We start from the raw sequence: 16,736 nt of genomic DNA, 5'->3' as shown, positions 1-16,736 counted from the left end.
CGCGTGGTGCTTGTCGTGGTGCAGCTCGATGATCTCGGGGCTGATGACCGGCGCGAGCGCCGAGTAGTCGTACGGCAGTTCAGGCAGCGTGTAGACGGGCATGACAGGTCCCCTCCGACCATTATTGCAAAGGGCTTGCAACTACAAGCTACCAACAACAGTGCGGGCGCGAGCAACAGGAAGGCCCCCACGTGTCCCGTGGGGGCCTCGCGACGAGCGGAACCGGTACCGGTGTGTCAGGCGCGGGCGCGGGCGCGCTGCCAGGCGTACCCGGCCGCCGCCAGCACCAGGGCCATCGCGCCCGTCGAGTAGAGCTGCACCCGGGTGCCCGGCTGCCGGGCCATCAGGACGAAGATCGCCGCCATGCCCGCCAGAGCCGCCCAGGTGAGCCAGGGGAAGGCCCACATCCGCACGGCCGGCCGGTCCGGCGCCTCCCGCTCCAGCCGTCGCCGCAGCCGCAGCTGCGCGGCGGCGACGAAGATCCAGACGACCAGGATCACCGCGCCGATCATGTTCAGCAGCCACGGGAAGACGTCGTCGGGCCGCCAGTAGCTGAGCAGCACGCAGCCGAACCCGAAGACGCTCGACACCGCGACCGCGGTCCGCGGCACCCCGCCCGAGACCTTCGCCAGCGCCCTGGGGCCCTGGCCGCGCCCCACCAGCGAGTACGCGATGCGCGACGATCCGTAGATGTTGGCGTTCATCGCGCTGAGCAGCGCCACCAGGACGACCACGTTCATCAGCTGCCCGGCGCCCGGTATGCCCAGGTGGTCCAGCGTGGCGACGTAGGGGCCCTTGTCGACGACCTCCGGTGCGTTCCACGGGACCAGGGTGACGATGACGGCCATCGAGCCGATGTAGAAGAGGGCGATGCGCCACATGGCGGTGCGCACCGCGCTCGCCACGCCGCGCACCGGGTCCTGTGACTCGGCCGCCGCGATGGTCACCGTCTCCAGGCCGCCGTAGGCGAACACGGAGGCGAGCAGGCCGACGATCAGACCCTGGCCGCCGTGCGGCAGGAAGTCGCTCAGGTGCGAGGTGCCCGGCGAGTCGGTGCCCGGCAGCACACCCGTGACGGCCAGCACGCCCAGCACCAGGAACAGGCTGATGGCGCCGACCTTCAGTGCCGCGAACCAGAACTCGAACTCGCCGAAGTTCTTCACCGCGGCCAGGTTCGTCCCGCAGAACACCACCATGAACAGGGCCACCCACAGCCACTGCGGGGTGCCCGGCAGCCAGCCCGTCACGATCTTGGCGGCGCCCATGCCCTCCAGGCCGACCGCCGTGCACAGCAGCACCCAGTACGACCAGCCCGCGGTGAAGCCGGCCCACGGCCCGAACGCCCGTTCGGCATGTGTGGAGAAGGAGCCCGAGGAGGGATACGCGGCCGACATCTCGCCGAGCATCCGCATCACCAGCATCACGAGGACACCGGAGACGGCGTAGGCGACGACGATCGACGGCCCGGCGGCGGCGATACCCGCCCCGGAGCCGACGAACAGCCCGGCGCCGATCACCCCGCCGAGGGCGATCATCGACAGATGGCGCTGCTTGAGGCCATGGCTCAGAGGGGCCTCGCCCGCCTGCTCCGTGGGGGGAGCGGGGGAGGCGGTGGTGCGGTGGGGCATGAACACGCTCATCCAGTGGGGGGAGGGGCGAAAGTGCCCACAGTGTGGGCAGCCCGTCCGCTCAGGGCGAGGGGCTGCCCACTATCCGGACGTGTGTCCTACGGTACGTGAACGCCGGGTTACGCGGCGACGGCGACCGGGGCGACGGCCGTGTAGTGCGAGGCGTCCCCCTCCAGGGAACGGCTCTCCGCGCCGTCGACGCCGACCGGGACGTCACCGGCCACTGTCACCCGGTTCAGGCGGCGCGGCAGGCCGTCGTAGTTGTCGATGGCGTAGTGCTGGGTGATGCGGTTGTCGAACAGCACCAGCTGGTGCTCCGACCAGCGCCAGCGCAGCACGTTCTCCGGCCGGGTGACGTACGCCTGGAGCAGGTCCAGGATCTTGCGCGACTCCGGCACCGACAGGCCCGCGATCCGCTGCGCGAACCCGCCGATGAACAGCCCGCGCTCGCCGGTCAGCGGATGCACCCGCACCACCGGGTGCGCGGTGCGGTACCGGATCGAGGTGAACTGCGCGCGCCGGACGGCCTCCTCCTCGTCGACCGCCTCCTCGGGCACGGCGTAGTCGTAGTCGTTGGTGTGCTCGGCCCACAGGGTGTCGGCCAGCCGGCGCAGCGGCTCGGGCAGGTCGCGGTAGGCCGCCGCGGCGTTCGCGATCAGTGTCTCGCCCCCGTACGGCGGGACCGTGACGCTGCGCAGGGTGCTGGCCTGCGGCGGGTTGAGCACGAACGTGACATCGGTGTGCCAGTGGTTGGCGCGGCCCTGCTCGCTGTCCACGGGCAGCACGTTCGGGGCGCCCTCGACGGCCGGCACGGTCGGATGGGCGGTGGTGAGGTCGCCGAAGTGGCGGGCGAACGCCTCCTGGCCCGCGTCGTCCAGGCGCACATCGTCGAAGACGAGCGCCTTGTGCGTGTTCAGGGCCTCGCGCAGCGCGGCGACGGTCCGCGCGGCGAGCGGCCGGGCGAGGTCGACGCCGCCGACCCGGGCGCCGATGCGGGCGGTGACCTTGTGGATCTCGATGGACATGATCAGGTCCTCTCGGAGAGCGGCCGGTCCGCGGACCGGCCGTCGGACGGCGGACGGTCAGACGGTGGTCAGGGCGCTGGACAGGGCGGGGGCCAGGTGCTGGTTGGCGGGGCGCGGCAGGCCGTAGCGCTCCCGCAGGGTCTGCCGGTGCCCGTACCCGGAGCGCAGCAGCCCGCGGGCGCGCAGCAGCGGGACGACATGCTCGACGAAGGCGTCGAGACCGGACGGCAGCACCGCGGGCATGATGTTGAACCCGTCGGCGGCGCCCTCGGTGAACCACGTCCCGATCGCGTCCGCGACCTGCTCGGGCGTCCCCGCGAAGGTCAGATGGCCGCGCCCGCCGCCGAGCCTGCCGATCAGCTGCCGCACGGTCAGCCGCTCGCCGCGGGCCAGCTCCACCACGAGCGTGTACCGGCTCTTGGCGCCCTCGACGGCCGACTCCGGCGGCAGGTCGGCGGGCAGCTCGCGGTCCAGGTGCAGCGTGCCCGGCTCCAGCCGCAGCAGGTTCTCCAGGCGGACCCGGCCGTGCTCGGGCACGATGTGCTCGTCCAGGACCTGCTCCGCCGCCCGCGCCTCGGCCTCGGTCGACCCGAGCACCGGCACGATGCCGGGCAGCACCTTCAGCAGCTCCGGGTCGCGGCCCGCCCGCCGGGTGAGCCGCTTCAGATCGGCGTAGAAGGCCCGCGCGCCCGCCAGCGACTGCTGCGCGGTGAACACCGCCTCCGCGTACCGCGCCGCGAACGCCTTCCCGTCGGCGGAGGAGCCCGCCTGCACCAGCAGCGGATAGCCCTGCGGGGACCGCGGCACGTTGAGCGCGCCCGCCACCTTGAAGTACGTCCCCTCGTGCCGGGCCGGATGGATCTTCGCGTCGTCGCCCCACACCCCGGCCGCCTTGTCGGCGACGACCGTGTCGTCCTCCCAGCTGTCCCACAGCCTGCGGGCCACCTCCACGAACTCGGCGGCCCGCGCGTACCGCTCGGCGTGCGCGGGCTCCGCGTCCAGACCGAAGTTGCGGGCCGCCTCGGCACCCGCGGTGGTGACGATGTTCCAGCCCGCCCGGCCGCCGCTGACGATGTCCAGCGAGGCGAACCTGCGCGCCAGGTTGTAGGGGGAGTTGTAGGAGGTCGACGCGGTGGCGATCAGACCGATGTGCTCGGTGGCGGTGGCCAGCGCGGTGAGCAGGGTGAGCGGTTCCAGGGCGCCCGCGGGCCGCTGCGCGACCGTGTTCCACAGCTGCGGGCCGTCCGCCAGGAACAGCGAGTCGAAGGTGCCGCGCTCGGCGGTCCGGGCCAGCGCCACGTAGTGCGCCAGGTCGACGTGCGCGTACGGGTCGCTCTCCGGCAGCCGCCACGACGCCTCGTGGTGGCCGGTGTTCATCAGGAACGCGTTCAGGTGCAGCGTGCGCGGGCCGGGGCCCGTGCCGGTGCTGCCGGGTGCGGGGGTGCGGATGGTCATGCGGGGTCCTCCGTGACGCCCAGGGCGGTGAGCAGCCGCTCCCGGTACGCGCCGAGCAGCGGGTCCCGGTACGAGCGCGGATGCGGGCGGTCGATGGTCAGGTCGAGGCCGATGCGGCCCTTGTCGAGGACGAGGACACGGTCGGCGAGCACGATCGCCTCGTCCACGTCGTGGGTGACGAGCAGCACCGAGGGCCGGTGGTGCTGCCACAGCCGGCGCAGCAGCGCGTGCATCCGGATCCGGGTGAGGGCGTCCAGCGCGCCGAACGGCTCGTCGGCCAGCAGCAGTTCGGGTTCGCGGACCAGGGAGCGGGCCAGTGCCGCGCGCTGCGCCTCACCGCCCGACAGCTCGCTCGGCCAGGCCCGCTCCCGGCCCGCGAGGCCCACCTCGGCGAGGGCGGCCCGGCCGCGTGTGGCGGCGTCCTTGCCGTCCGCGCCGAGCAGGACGTTGTCCAGCACCCGCCGCCAGGGCAGCAGCCGGGAGTCCTGGAAGACCACCGACACCCGCTCCGGCGCCCGCAGTTCACCGCTGCCGGCCACCTGGTGGTCCAGGCCCGCCACGGCCCGCAGCAGGGTGCTCTTGCCGGATCCGCTGTGCCCGAGCAGCGCGGTGAACTGCCCGGCCGGCAGGCTGAGATCGATGCCGTCGAGCACCGTACGGCCCTCGAACGACCGGGTCAGGGAGTGCAGTTCCACCGCGGTGGAGGTGGCAGGGCCCCCGGTCAGCTGCTCAGTGTGCGGCGCCACGACAGCACCCTCCGTTCGATCAGGCGGACCACGCTGTCGGAGACCAGGCCGAAGACGCCGTAGATCAGCAGGCCGACCAGGATCACGTCCGTCTGGCCGTAGTTCTGCGCCTGGAACATCAGATAGCCGAGGCCGCTGGTGGCGTTGATCTGCTCCAGCACCACCAGGCCCAGCCAGGACCCGGTGACCCCGAGGCGCAGGCCGACGAAGAAGCCGGGCAGCGCGCCGGGCACGACGATCTGCCGCACGAACGCCCATCGCGACAGGCCCTGCACCTCGGCCAGTTCCACATAGCGGCTGTCGATGCCGGACAGCGCGGCGTGCGTGTTCAGATAGACCGGGATGTAGACGACGATCGCGATGATCGCGACCTTGAAGGTCTCGCCGATGCCCAGCCACAGGATGAACAGCGGGATCAGCCCCAGGGTCGGGACGGCCCGGTTGAGGTTGACGGTCCCGTCGATCAGCGCCTCGCCGGTCCGGGTGAGCCCGGCGGCGAGCGCCAGCAGCACCCCGCCGCTCAGGCCGAGCGCGAAGCCGTAGGCGGCCCGGCGCAGCGAGGTCAGCACATCGGTGGGCAGCGTCCCCTCGGTCCACAGGTGACCGGCGGTGCGCAGCACCGTCCAGGGCGCCGGGACCGCGCCCGGGTCGAGCCGTCCGGCGGCGGAGGCCGCGGCCCACAGGACCAGGAGGAGGAGGGGACCGGCCAGCCGGGCGGCGGGCAGCCGTCGGCCGGGCGTCAGCGGCCGCGGCCGCCGGGGGCGCCGGGTGCGCGGCGCCGGACCCCCGGGGGCCGGTCCCGCCGGTCCTGCGGCGACCCGGGCGTCCGGGGTGCCGGGGGCGGCGGGGGTGTCCGAAGGCACGGTGGACGGGGTGGCCGAGGTCGTCACCGCGCTCACCTCCGGTACTCGGCCGGTACGGCACGGGCCGCGAGCGCCTCGAAGCGCCGGTCGAACAGCGAGCCGACCTCGAACCGCTTCACGAACCCGCCCTCGGCGAGCAGATCGGCCGTCTCCTGCTCCCACCTGACCGCCTCGTCCCAGCTCGGCGGGAACAGCGGCTTGTTGGCGAGCCGCGTGACCGCCTCGGCCTGCGCCAGGGACAGGTTCTGCGTCTTCACGTAGAACTCCCGGTTCCACTCGTCCGGGTGCTCCCACTGCCACACCTGGCCCCGGGCCCAGTGCGGTATGTACGCGGCGATCGCGGCGGCCTTCGCCCGGTCGGCCAGCACCGCGGCGGGCGCCCACAGCAGATTGAGCAGGTCGACGACGTCGGTGGGGATGGTGTGCGCGCCCTTGGACCCGTACTGGTTCAGATAGGCGGGCGCCTGGCTGTTGCCGAGCGGGGCCACGTCCACCTGGCCGGACTGGAGGGCGGTGAGGAACTGGTTGCTGGTGAGCGGCACCAGCCGGACGTCGTCGTGGGCGAGGCCCGCCTCCTTCAGCGCCCGCAGCAGCACCACCCCCTGCGCCTGCCCCTGGGAGAAGGCGAGTTTGCGCCCCTTGAAGTCCGCGGTCGTGCGGATGTCGCTGCCGGGTGCGGTGGCGAACAGGTAATTCGGCTTGCGGGTCAGGCCGATCGCGACGATCCGCGCGTCGTAGCCCTGGTAGTGCGCCTGGATCGGCGGAATGCCCGCGTTGGTGGCGACATCCAGGGAATGCGCGCGGAAGGCGTTGATGACATCCGGCCCGGCGCCGATGTTCAGCCAGTCCGACACGGTGAACGGCAGCTTCCCCAGATTCCCCAGCCTGAACTGGAGCTGCTGGGTCTCCTGGTACGAGGCGATCTTCAGGCTGGTGCCCGGCGGCACCGTACCGGCGAGCGGGGCGGACAGGTCGGCGGACGACCCGGAGGCGGCGGCACTCGATCCGGCGCAGCCGCTCAGCCCCGTCGCCGCGACGGCGGCACCGAGCAGGGACGTGAGGAGCAGGCGCCGGTCGGGGCCGGACACCGGTACGGAAGGCATGGCGGAACTCCACGGGTTCACGGGGCGGCAGACATGCTGAATTCCGGGCACGGCCGCCGCGGCGGACGGCAGGCGCGGGCAGCACGAAGGGAATTCACACACGACGGGAACGAGTGCCGGAAGCACACAGGGACCGAGTGCCGGAAGCACGCGGGGACCGAGTGCGGGAGGCACACGGGAAGAACCGGAGGGAAAGCGCTCCGGGGCGCGTCAACGGGTCAGCAGCAAAGAGTGCGACAGCTCGTGAGCGGGCTCATGAGAGAAATGCTCCCGTTCTCGCGCAACCCCTGTCAACATTCGGAGTTTTTGAATTAATGAACGTCATGTGACACGGCCAGCGGATCCCGGTACAGCACGTCCAGGGCCACCGCGCCGCCCGCCACCGCGAGCACGGAGTCCGTGAATCCGGTGGGCACCACCGCCTGCGCCCGCCGCGCCCCGACCGCCTCCCGCAGCGCCGCCAGACAGTCCGCGCGGTACATCGCGCCGACCTCGGTGACCACCACGGTCTCCGGGTTGAGCACGTCCAGCAGCAGCCCCGCCGCCCGCCCGGTCAGCCGCGAGCGCTCCACCAGCAGCCGTACGGCCGCCGGGTCACCCGCCCCGGCCGCGGCGAGCACGCGCATCGGGTGCACCCCGGCGGCCACCCCGGCCGCCCGCGCCCGCCGGCACAGGGTCCGCTCGCTCAACTCCGCCTGGAGGCAGCCGGTCCGCCCGCACCCGCAGGGCTCCGTACCGCCCGGCAGCGGCAGATGGGCGATGGCCCCCGCCTGCGAGCGGGGCCCGTGGTGCACCTCGTCGTTGGTGGCGAAGGCCGCGTCGACCACATTGCCGACGAACAGCTTCAGCACGCTCCGGCTGCCGCGCGCCCGCCCGAACAGCCGCTCCGCGTTGACCAGCGCCCGCGCGTGCCCGTCCACGTGCACCGGCAGTCCCGTACGGGCGCGCAGCACGTCCCGCACCGGCACGTCCCGCCAGTCGAGCAAGGGGTGTTCGACGACGGTCCCGGAGTCCCGGTCCACCCAGCCGCCGGAGGCGAACCCGATCCCGAGGGGCCGCGCGCCGGGCGCGTGGGCCAGCAGCGCCGCGAGCCCCTCGGCGGCGCGTTCGAGCACCTGGACCGGCCCGGCACCGGCGTGCCCGGTCCGCCGCTCGGCGACGACCCGGCCGCGCAGATCGAGCAGGGCCACCGTGGTGTACGGCACGGCCAGGTGCACCCCGCCGACCAGGAACCCGCGGCCGTCCAGCTCGACGGGCACATGCGGCCGTCCCGCGCCCCTGGACCGCGCGGGCACCGCGGCCTCGCGGATCAGCCCCAGCCCGGCGAGCCGGGCGCAGTGCTCCGACACGGAGGCCGGGGAGAGACCGGTCAGCCGAGCGATGGTGCTGCGGGCCACCGGTCCGTGCTCCAGCACCGAGCGCAGCACACCGCTGGCGCTGGTGCGGCGCCGGTCGGGATCGGCCACCCGGGAGACCGGGGGCGCGGGGGGCGCGGGGGGCGCGGGGTCGGGTGCGGACGCGGACGCGGACGCGGGCACGGAAACGGACAGGGGGCGGGTGGGGCGGGAGGTCCGGGAGGTCCGGGGGGCGGCCGCGGCGGATCGGGGCATGAGGAAGCTCCTGGCGGGATCGGGGGAGGGGGCCGGCACTGCGCCGTCTGCGAGGAGAAGCGGGGCGGAGCGGTCTCCCGCCCCTACCGGGAGCGGCGACAGGTGGCCGTGCCCTGGCGTCGCAGGTCGACATAGCGACGCGACGAGAAGTACCGGGCCTGGGCAACCACGTGTTCGAAGCTAGCGCAACGCCCCACCGCTGCCCAGACCGCGCCCGACGGGCGAGACGACGGCAGGGGCCCGGGGGAGGAGATGACCGGGTGCCCGGGGAGGAGACGACCGGGTCCCCGGGGGAGGACCCGGGGAGGAGAGGAGGGGGCCGGTGCACGCGCCGGGCCGCGGGCCGTGTCGGCGAGGCCACGCCCGCTCAGTGACCGGTGTCACGCCGGGCCGCTTGCCCCCGCCGTTCTTTGTGCGGAGCCGACCAAGCCCGCGTTCCAGCCTTTGTCGAGCGCGGACGGTGATCGGTTCGAGCACGCTGGGATAGCGTCACGGTGTTCCCGACTGCTCTCACCCCGCGGAGTCCCCATGAGCACCGCTGCCGTTCCTGCCCGCACCGGCCAGGTCCTCGCCGACCTCCTGCCCGCCTCCCGTGTCCGGGACGCCGCTCTCGTGCTCGGCGGCGCCGCGCTCACCGGGATCGCCGCCCAGATCGCCGTCCCCGTGCCGGGCTCCCCGGTGCCGGTGACCGGCCAGACCTTCGCCGCGCTGCTGGTCGGCACCGCGCTCGGCGCCCGCCGCGGTCTGCTCTCCCTCATGCTGTACGCGGTCGCCGGTGTCGCGGGCATGCCGTGGTTCGCGGAGGGCGGCTCGGGCGCGGGCGCGCCCTCCTTCGGCTACGTCCTCGGCATGCTGCTCGCCTCCGCCGCCGTCGGCGCGCTGGCCCGGCGCGGCGCGGACCGCAGCGTGTGGCGCATGGCCGGCACGATGCTCCTGGGCGAGGCGGTCATCTACGCCGTCGGCGTGCCCTACCTGGCCCTGGCCACCGGCATGTCCGCCTCCGCCGCCGTCGCGGCCGGCCTGACCCCGTTCCTGATCGGCGACCTCCTCAAGGCCGCCCTGGCGATGGGCGCGCTGCCCACCGCCTGGAAGTTCGCCGGCAAGCGCTGACCCGCCCGCGCGGCGAAGCCCGCGAGCGGAGCACACAGGAGCGGAGGGAGCCCTCGGGCCCCCTCCGCTCTCGCGTTCCCGCGCCCGCCGCAGGCGGACCCGCGGGCCGGTCAGCCGGCCGTGACCTGCTCGGTCCCGCCCGCGCCGCCCGCGCTCTCGCCGGTGGCGCCGGTGGCGCCGGTGGCTGCGGTGGCGTCGGTGTCAGCGGTGGCGGCGGACGTACCCGCCACGGCCGTCCGCCGGTGCCCGCCGAGCCGCTCCCTGGCCACGGCGATCACCAGCACGACCGCCGCCACCAGCAGCGACAGCAGTACGGTCTCGCGGCCGTCGTGCTCGGTGTCGGTGAGCATGTAGCCCAGGACGAAGACGATCACGGCCGCCGCTGCCCAGGTCAGATACGGGTACAGCCACATCCGCACGACCAGCTTCTCCGGCGCCTCACGCTGGATGATCTTCCGCATGCGCAGCTGGGAGAAGCAGATCACCAGCCACACGAACAGGGCGACCGCACCGGAGGAGTTGACGAGGAAGAGGAAGACGGAGTCCGGGAACTTGTAGTTGAAGAAGACGGCCACGAAGCCGAAGGCGACCGAGACGAGGATCGCGGTCCGCGGCACCCCGCGCCCGGTGGTGCGGGCGAACGCCTTCGGCGCGTCCCCGCGCTCGCCGAGCGAGAAGGCCATGCGGGAGGCGGTGTAGAGGCCGGAGTTGAGACAGGACAGCACCGAGGTCAGCACGATGAAGTTCATGATCTGACCGGCGTGCGCGATACCGAGGGAGTCCAGGGCGGCGACGTAGGAGCCCTTGTCGGCGATCGACTTGGCGTCCCAGGGGATGAGGGAGACGACGACGAGGATCGAACCGAGGTAGAAGACGGCGATGCGCCAGATGATGCTGTTGGTCGACTTGGTGACCGCGCGCTGCGGGTCCTCTGACTCACCGGCCGCCAGGGTGGCGATCTCGCTGCCCATGAAGGAGAACACGACGAGCAGCACACCGGTGAGGATCGAACCGGGGCCGTGCGGCAGGAAACCGCCGTGGCCGGTGAGGTTGCCGAAGGACGCCTGGTCGGCGTGGACGCCGGGCAGCACGCCGAAGATGGCCAGCAGGCCGACGACGATGAAGGCGCCGATCGCCACGACCTTGATCCCGGCGAACCAGAACTCGAACTCGCCGTAGGAGCCGACGGAGATCAGGTTGGTGGCGGTGAGCACCAGCATCACGATCAGCGCCCAGCCCCACTGGGGCACGGCGGGCACCCAGCCGGAGAGGATCTTCGCGCCCGCCGTGGCCTCGACGGCGAGCACGACGACCCAGAAGAACCAGTACAGCCAGCCGATGGAGAACCCGGCCCAGCGCCCGAGCGCCCGGTCGGCGTGCGCGGAGAAGGAGCCGGAGGCGGGGTTGGCGGCGGACATCTCGCCGAGCATGCGCATCACGAGGACGACGAGGGTGCCGACGAGGGCGTAGGAGAGGAGGATGCCGGGGCCGGCGGTGGCGATTCCGGAACTGGAGCCGACGAAGAGACCGGCGCCGATGACGCCGCCGATCGCGATCATCGACAGATGACGGTTCTTGAGTCCGGCCTGAAGCCCGGAACCGGGTCCGTCCGGGGTGGGATGGCCGCTTCCAGCCTGTTGCAGGGTCGGCTGCGAGGTCATGGGGGATTCCTTTTGCGCCGGTGAGCGTTTTCCCGTACGAGCGGCGTACGAGTCGGTTCAGTGAATCGGAGGCAAAGGAATTCGTGAACCTTCGAAACGTAATCGTTACTTGAGGTTTCTTTGAGGTTCGCAGCCCGCCTCGTATTTCTTCCGTGCATATCCCGGACACAATGCGGGCACACCGCGGACACAATCCGGGCGGCGGGCCGGGCACAATCCGGGCGGCGGGGCGGGCGCGACCCGAGCCGCCCGCCCGGGATGCGCCGTGTCACACTCGGACCATGCGCGTGTATCTCGGCTCGGACCATGCGGGCTTCGAACTCAAGAACCACCTCGTCGAATGGCTCAAGGAGGCGGGCCACGAGCCCGTCGACTGCGGACCGCACCTCTACGACGCCCAGGACGACTACCCGCCCTTCTGCCTCCGCGCCGCCGAGCGCACGGCGGCCGACCCGGATGCCCTCGGCATCGTGATCGGCGGCTCCGGCAACGGCGAGCAGATCGCCGCCAACAAGGTCAAGGGCGTACGGGCCGCCCTCGCCTGGAGCGAGGAGACCGCGTCCCTCGGCCGCCAGCACAACAACGCCAACGTCGTCGCGGTCGGCGCGCGCATGCACTCGACCGAGGACGCGACGAAGTTCGTCGAGACCTTCCTCGCCACCCCCTTCTCCGGTGACGAGCGCCACATCCGCCGCATCGACATGCTCTCGGCCTACGAGACCACCGGCGACCTGCCCCCGATCCCGCCCCACCACCCGCAGCAGTAGCGGCCGGACATCCGCCCCCCCGCCGCCGTCTGGCCGACCGCGCCCTGCACCTCTGCGGAGAAGCGGAAGTGACCTCCCCGGGGGCGCAGGGGGCGGAGCCCCCGCCGGCCGGGGCGGGGGTGTCTGTCCTACCCGCCGGGGGCGGGAGTGACCTCCCCGCCGGGGCGAGAAGTGACTTCTCCGCCGGGGGCGGGAAGTGACTTCTCCGCCGGGGGCGGGGGTGACTACCCCGCCGAGGGCGGAGGTGTCCTCCCCGGCTGGGGGGCGGAGTGCCCTCCCCGGCTGGGGGGGCGAGTGTCCTCCCCGGGGGCGCAGGGGGCGGAGCCCCCGCCGGGGTCCGGGGCGGAGCCCCGGGGCGGGTGACTTCTCGACTCACCGAGACGGGTGGGTGGGTGGGAAAGGACGGGGTCCGGGGCGCAGCCCCGTGTGGGCGCCCGTCCCCACCCGGCCGCGCGCCGCGCCCCGCACCGACTCACCCACGCCCACGAAAGGACCCCGCACCGTGCCGGAAGGGCACACGATCCACCGCCTGGCACAGGACTACGCCGCCCGCTTCGCCGACGGCACCCCCGTCCACGTGACCAGCCCCCAGGGCAAGTTCTCCGCCGCCGCGGCCCTGCTCACCACCGCGGAGCTGACCCGCACCGAGGCCCACGGCAAGCACCTCTTCCTCCGCTTCCGCACCGCCGACTGGGTCCACATCCACCTCGGCCTCTTCGGCAAGGTCACCTTCGGCGACGCCCCCGCGCCCCCGCCCACGGACACCGTCCGCCTCCGCCTCGCGGGCGACACCGCGTACGTCGACCTGCGCGGTCCCACCACCTGCGCCCTGATCACCGAGGCCGAGAAGCAGGCGATACACGACCGCCTCGGCCCCGACCCGCTGCGCCCCGACGCCGACCCGGCCGCCGCCTACGCGCGGGTGCGCCGCAGCCGTACGACGATCGCCGCCCTGCTGATGGACCAGAAGGTCATCGCGGGCGTGGGCAACGTCTACCGCGCCGAGGTCCTCTTCCGGCACGGCATCGACCCGTACCGGCCGGGCAAGGACATCACCCCGGCCGAGTGGGACGCGATCTGGACCGACCTCGTCGCCCTCATGCGCGAGGGCGTCCGCAACAACCGCATCGACACGGTCCGCCCCGAGCACACCCCCGAGGCCATGGGCCGCCCGCCGCGCGTCGACGACCACGGCGGCGAGGTCTACGTCTACCGCCGGGCCACCCTGCCCTGCCACATCTGCGCGACCGAGATCCGCACCGCCGAGCTGGCCGCCCGCAACCTCTTCTGGTGCCCCGCCTGCCAGCAGCGCTGACCGCCGCTCCGCCCGCCGCCCCGCCCCTCACCCCCAGGGCGGGACGGGCGACGGGACCGTACGGGTCGGTCCGGTCCGGTCCGGTGGTCCGGTCCGGTGGTCCGGTCCGATGGTCCGGTCCTAGAACCCGTGCGGCAGCCAGGGCGCGGCCGCCGAGCCGAACCCCACGGCCGCCTCCGCCAGCGCCCCGCCGCGCAGCTCCCGCACCCGCCCGGCCGCGGCCAGCGCGGTCAGCGGCACCCCGCCGAGATACGCCGCCCCCAGCTCCCGCACGGACAGCGCCAGACCGGCGGCGTCCGACGTGCGCTCGCACACCGCGCCCTTCGCGTCCCCGCTCAGCCGCCAGCGCCCGGCGTTCCACCCGCAGAAGGCGTCCTCCACCTCCAGGACCACGTCCACCGGCGCCTGGTACGTCCGCGCCGCCAGCGCCGCCCCGACGTCGACGAGACGTACGTACAGCGAGTCCCGCTGCCGCGTCCGGCACCGCCGGATGTCGCTCACCAGGTACTGCCAGGCGTCGTCGACCGGCCGGTTCCGCAGCGACAGCCGCGACGTCAGGTCGATGCCGAACAGGAACCGCCACAGCGCCGCGTCGGACAGCGGATCGAGCGCGCCCAGCTCGGCGAGCTCCACCGTGCCCTCGGGCCCGCCGTCCTCCCAGACCGGCTTGACCCGGTACCGGGCGTACCCGGTGACCTCCCCGCCGCGCTCGGCGAGCACGCACTGCAACGGCGAGGCGCCCCCGCGCAGGCTCTCCACGTCGAGCAGCCCGAGCCGTTCCCAGCCCGGCCGCCGGGCCAGCATCCCGGGCCGGCCGGGCACCAGCCGCGCGTACACCGCCTCGCACGCGTCGGCCGCGTCGGCGGGTTCCGCGTACCGCAGCCGTACGCCGTCCGTGCCGACCGGGACGGACAGCCCGGCCCGTCCGGTGTCGATGTCGGCGCGCAGCTGGAAGCTCGCCGCGCCGTACCCGAACCGGCCGTAGATCCCGGGCTCGGAGGCCGTCAGCAGGGCCAGCGGCTCGCCCCAGGACCGCACGTCGTCGAGCTGGCGCCGCATCATCGACGTCAGCAGTCCGCGCCGCCGGTGCGTGGCGGCCACGCCGACCATGGTCACTCCCGCGGCCGGCACCGCGGCGCCGCCGGGCACGGTGACCCGGAAGCCGAAGGCCCCCGCCGTGGCCACGCACCTGTCCCCGTCCCAGACGCCCAGCGAACGGCCGCACTCGGTCAGGGTGCGGTAGAGGTCCCTCTCCTCGCCCGGCTCCGGGACACCGCCGAAGGCGCGGATCAGGTTGTCGTACCACGTGTCCCACTCGTCGGGCCGCAGCACCCTCAGCTCGGTCGCAAGATCGGTTGCCATGTGCCATCCCTACCAGCGCCCCACGGCCCGGTCGAAACAATTTTGCCGGGGGTGGCGACGCGGAGGCTTCCGGTGAAGTTCACTGTGAAGTCGAGCCCCGGACGGGGGATAAGTCGGACCTCCCGTGCCAACCGGCGGGTCCGATGGATAGGGTCCCGAACTAATGGCAGCAGAACGAGGGCGGCGCGCGGAAGCCGAGACGTTCACGGCCCGGTTGAAGATGCAGTGGCACCGGGCCCGCGTCGGCGTGCGCCGAGCCGCCGTCGACTACTTCCGCGGCGACGGCTCGGACTGGATCGCGCTGGGCGGTCTGCTGCTGACCATCCCCGTGATCGCCGCGCTGACACTCGTCGACTCGGTGTGGTTCTCGCCGGTCGCGCTCGTCCTGCCCATCGTCGCCGGCGGCCTCCTGCTGCGCCCGGCCAGCCTGCTCGGCCTGTACGCGGCGGCGGCCACCGCGCTCATCGTGGAGTCCGTCCGGCTCGGCCCGTACACCGAGGGACCCTCACGGGTGACACCGGGCGTGGTGCTGGTGGTCGCCGCCTGCGGCTTCTTCGGCCTGCTGATCGCCCAGTTCCGCAGCCGCGTCGGCGTGCCCTGGCGGCGCGGCGGCACCATGCTCTTCGACCTGCGCGAACGCATCCGCGTACAGAGCCAGCTGCCCCGGCTGCCCGGTACCTGGCACCACGAGATGGCGCTGCGCCCCGCAGGCGGCCAGTCCTTCTCCGGTGACTTCGTCGTCGCCGCCCGCACCAACGGCGGCCGCACCCTGGAGGTCGTCCTCACCGACGTCTCCGGCAAGGGCATGGACGCGGGCTCGCGGGCGCTGCTGCTCTCCGGGGCGTTCGGCGGCCTGCTCGGCAGCCTGCCCCCGCACGCCTTCCTGCCCGCCGCCAACGGCTATCTGCTCCGCCAGGACTGGGAGGAGGGCTTCGCCACCTCCATCCATCTCGTCCTCGATCTGGACTCCGGCGACTACGAGCTGTACTCCGCGGGCCACCCGCCGGGCCTCCAGCTCAGCGCGGGCACCGGCCGCTGGGAGGAGAAGGCCGCCGAGGGGCCCCTGCTCGGCGTGTACGACGGCGCCCAGTTCGACTCCGTCAAGGGCTCCCTGCGCCCCGGCGACGTCCTGATGCTCTTCACCGACGGCCTGGTGGAGACCGCCGAGCGCGACATCGCCGAGGGCATCGACCGGCTCACCGGCGAGGCCGACCGCTATGTCGCCGGCGGCTTCCACGGCGCCGCCTGGCATCTGATCGAGGCAGTGGCCAAGGACGTCAACGACGACCGCGCGCTCCTGCTGATCTGCCGCGAGGGCCCGACCGCCACCGCCCGCTGAAGACCGGCCATCCTGGCCGGTATGTGATGCATCTGTGGATGTTCCGGCCCCGGATTGCACCCGCGATCCGGGAGTTGGTAGAGATGAGACGGCTGTGCCGTGACTCCGGGACCCGGATGTCGACGGCCCGCAGCCCTGGACATCCGTCATGTCTCGTACATCTCGAATGTCCAGATGTTCGGAAGTCCTGATGGGGGAGGCGAGTTCGGCGTGAAGTTCGATATGGGTGCGCAGACGTTGTCGACGTTGGCGCGTGATTCGCGTGGGTCGAGTGATGATCTGGGGTTGTTGATCCGTCAGTTGGTGCGGGCGGTGGAGCCGTTGGAGGGGAAGTTCAACGGTGCGGGGCGGCGGATGTTCGATGAGTTCAAGGGTCGGGCGGATGGGATCGCGGGTGAGCTGAATTCGTCGTTGTCGGCGATTGTGGGTGGTCAGTCGGGGATGGACGGTGCGTTCTCTTCGGGTGATCAGGAGCAGGGTGACAATGCGCGGCATCACATGGGTGCGGCGAATTTCGATGCGGCGCGGTTCCGCTGATCCGTCTGGGTCGTCTGTGCCGGTGATGCCGGTGTCGTCGGTGTTGTCTGTTCTGTTGTTTTTCTGTTTCACGGGGAGTGGTGTGTGATGGCGGGTTCGGGTTCGGATCGTCGTTCGTACGACACGGGGGCGTCGTCGGATGTGCAGGGGAGTCTTCAGGCGGTGGTGGCGCGGTTGGAGGAGGTGATCGGGCAGCGTGATCGTCAGGTGAAGGC

The 16,736-nt window shown here is 72.8% G+C and carries 14 protein-coding genes and 1 pseudogene; 5 read left to right on the top strand and 10 right to left on the bottom strand.

The window, feature by feature from the left end; all coding sequences use genetic code 11:
• From ACWDYF_RS36955 to ACWDYF_RS36920, 8 genes and pseudogenes are all read right to left on the bottom strand, one after another.
• Nucleotides 1–102: pseudogene (locus tag ACWDYF_RS36955) on the bottom strand (superoxide dismutase); the annotation flags it as partial.
• 134 nt (nucleotides 103–236) lie between these two features.
• Complete coding sequence (locus ACWDYF_RS36950) at nucleotides 237–1,628, bottom strand: amino acid permease (protein WP_389474728.1); 1,392 nt, start codon at nucleotides 1,626–1,628, stop codon at nucleotides 237–239.
• Between the two features lie 119 nt (nucleotides 1,629–1,747).
• A complete protein-coding gene (locus ACWDYF_RS36945) occupies nucleotides 1,748–2,653 on the bottom strand; it encodes a TauD/TfdA dioxygenase family protein (RefSeq protein WP_389474725.1) in 906 nt (301 codons plus the stop codon).
• 57 nt (nucleotides 2,654–2,710) lie between these two features.
• Nucleotides 2,711–4,108, bottom strand: coding sequence for an LLM class flavin-dependent oxidoreductase (locus ACWDYF_RS36940; protein ID WP_389474723.1), 1,398 nt, complete (start codon nucleotides 4,106–4,108; stop codon nucleotides 2,711–2,713).
• Nucleotides 4,105–4,854: an ABC transporter ATP-binding protein gene (locus tag ACWDYF_RS36935; RefSeq protein WP_389474721.1), complete on the bottom strand. Its 750-nt coding sequence runs from the start codon at nucleotides 4,852–4,854 to the stop codon at nucleotides 4,105–4,107. The genes ACWDYF_RS36940 and ACWDYF_RS36935 overlap by 4 nt, the downstream gene beginning before the upstream one ends.
• The gene (locus ACWDYF_RS36930; protein ID WP_389474719.1) at nucleotides 4,830–5,744 is read right to left on the bottom strand and encodes an ABC transporter permease; all 915 of its coding nucleotides are present in this window, start codon (nucleotides 5,742–5,744) and stop codon (nucleotides 4,830–4,832) included. Before ACWDYF_RS36930 ends, ACWDYF_RS36935 begins: the two co-directional genes overlap by 25 nt.
• A 5-nt stretch (nucleotides 5,745–5,749) precedes the next feature.
• A complete protein-coding gene (locus tag ACWDYF_RS36925) occupies nucleotides 5,750–6,820 on the bottom strand; it encodes an ABC transporter substrate-binding protein (RefSeq protein ID WP_389474717.1) in 1,071 nt (356 codons plus the stop codon).
• Nucleotides 6,821–7,131: 311 nt separating this feature from the next.
• A complete protein-coding gene (locus ACWDYF_RS36920; RefSeq protein WP_389474715.1) occupies nucleotides 7,132–8,430 on the bottom strand; it encodes an ROK family transcriptional regulator in 1,299 nt (432 codons plus the stop codon).
• Nucleotides 8,431–8,958: 528 nt separating this feature from the next.
• Here ACWDYF_RS36920 and ACWDYF_RS36915 point away from each other — a divergent pair.
• Entirely contained in the window at nucleotides 8,959–9,540 is a 582-nt protein-coding gene (locus ACWDYF_RS36915; RefSeq protein ID WP_381743129.1) for a biotin transporter BioY, read from the top strand.
• A gap of 110 nt (nucleotides 9,541–9,650) precedes the next feature.
• Here the strand turns inward: ACWDYF_RS36915 and ACWDYF_RS36910 are convergent, their stop codons facing one another.
• Nucleotides 9,651–11,201: an amino acid permease gene (locus ACWDYF_RS36910; protein WP_389474713.1), complete on the bottom strand. Its 1,551-nt coding sequence runs from the start codon at nucleotides 11,199–11,201 to the stop codon at nucleotides 9,651–9,653.
• Nucleotides 11,202–11,482: 281 nt separating this feature from the next.
• Here ACWDYF_RS36910 and ACWDYF_RS36905 point away from each other — a divergent pair, with 281 nt between their 5' ends.
• Both ACWDYF_RS36905 and ACWDYF_RS36900 read left to right on the top strand, forming a co-directional pair.
• On the top strand, nucleotides 11,483–11,968 hold the full coding sequence (locus ACWDYF_RS36905) for a ribose-5-phosphate isomerase (protein ID WP_018570081.1): 486 nt from the start codon (nucleotides 11,483–11,485) through the stop codon (nucleotides 11,966–11,968).
• 502 nt (nucleotides 11,969–12,470) lie between these two features.
• Nucleotides 12,471–13,283 (top strand): Fpg/Nei family DNA glycosylase, encoded by an 813-nt coding sequence (locus ACWDYF_RS36900; RefSeq protein ID WP_389474711.1) that lies wholly within the window; start codon nucleotides 12,471–12,473, stop codon nucleotides 13,281–13,283.
• Nucleotides 13,284–13,403: 120 nt separating this feature from the next.
• Here the strand turns inward: ACWDYF_RS36900 and ACWDYF_RS36895 are convergent, their stop codons facing one another.
• Nucleotides 13,404–14,645, bottom strand: a complete 1,242-nt coding sequence (locus ACWDYF_RS36895; protein ID WP_389474709.1) for a GNAT family N-acetyltransferase — start codon at nucleotides 14,643–14,645, stop codon at nucleotides 13,404–13,406.
• Between the two features lie 163 nt (nucleotides 14,646–14,808).
• On the opposite strand from ACWDYF_RS36895, the gene ACWDYF_RS36890 reads away from it, so the two are divergent.
• Entirely contained in the window at nucleotides 14,809–15,984 is a 1,176-nt protein-coding gene (locus ACWDYF_RS36890; RefSeq protein ID WP_037893028.1) for a PP2C family protein-serine/threonine phosphatase, read from the top strand.
• A gap of 210 nt (nucleotides 15,985–16,194) precedes the next feature.
• Nucleotides 16,195–16,521 carry a hypothetical protein gene (locus ACWDYF_RS36885; protein ID WP_381742987.1) on the top strand — a complete coding sequence of 109 codons (327 nt, stop codon included), beginning with the start codon at nucleotides 16,195–16,197 and terminating at the stop codon, nucleotides 16,519–16,521.
• Nucleotides 16,522–16,736: the final 215 nt, after the last annotated feature.

It is taken from the genome of Streptomyces sp. NPDC003284, assembly GCF_053589675.1.
This window is presented reverse-complemented; position numbering and strand designations above follow the sequence as displayed.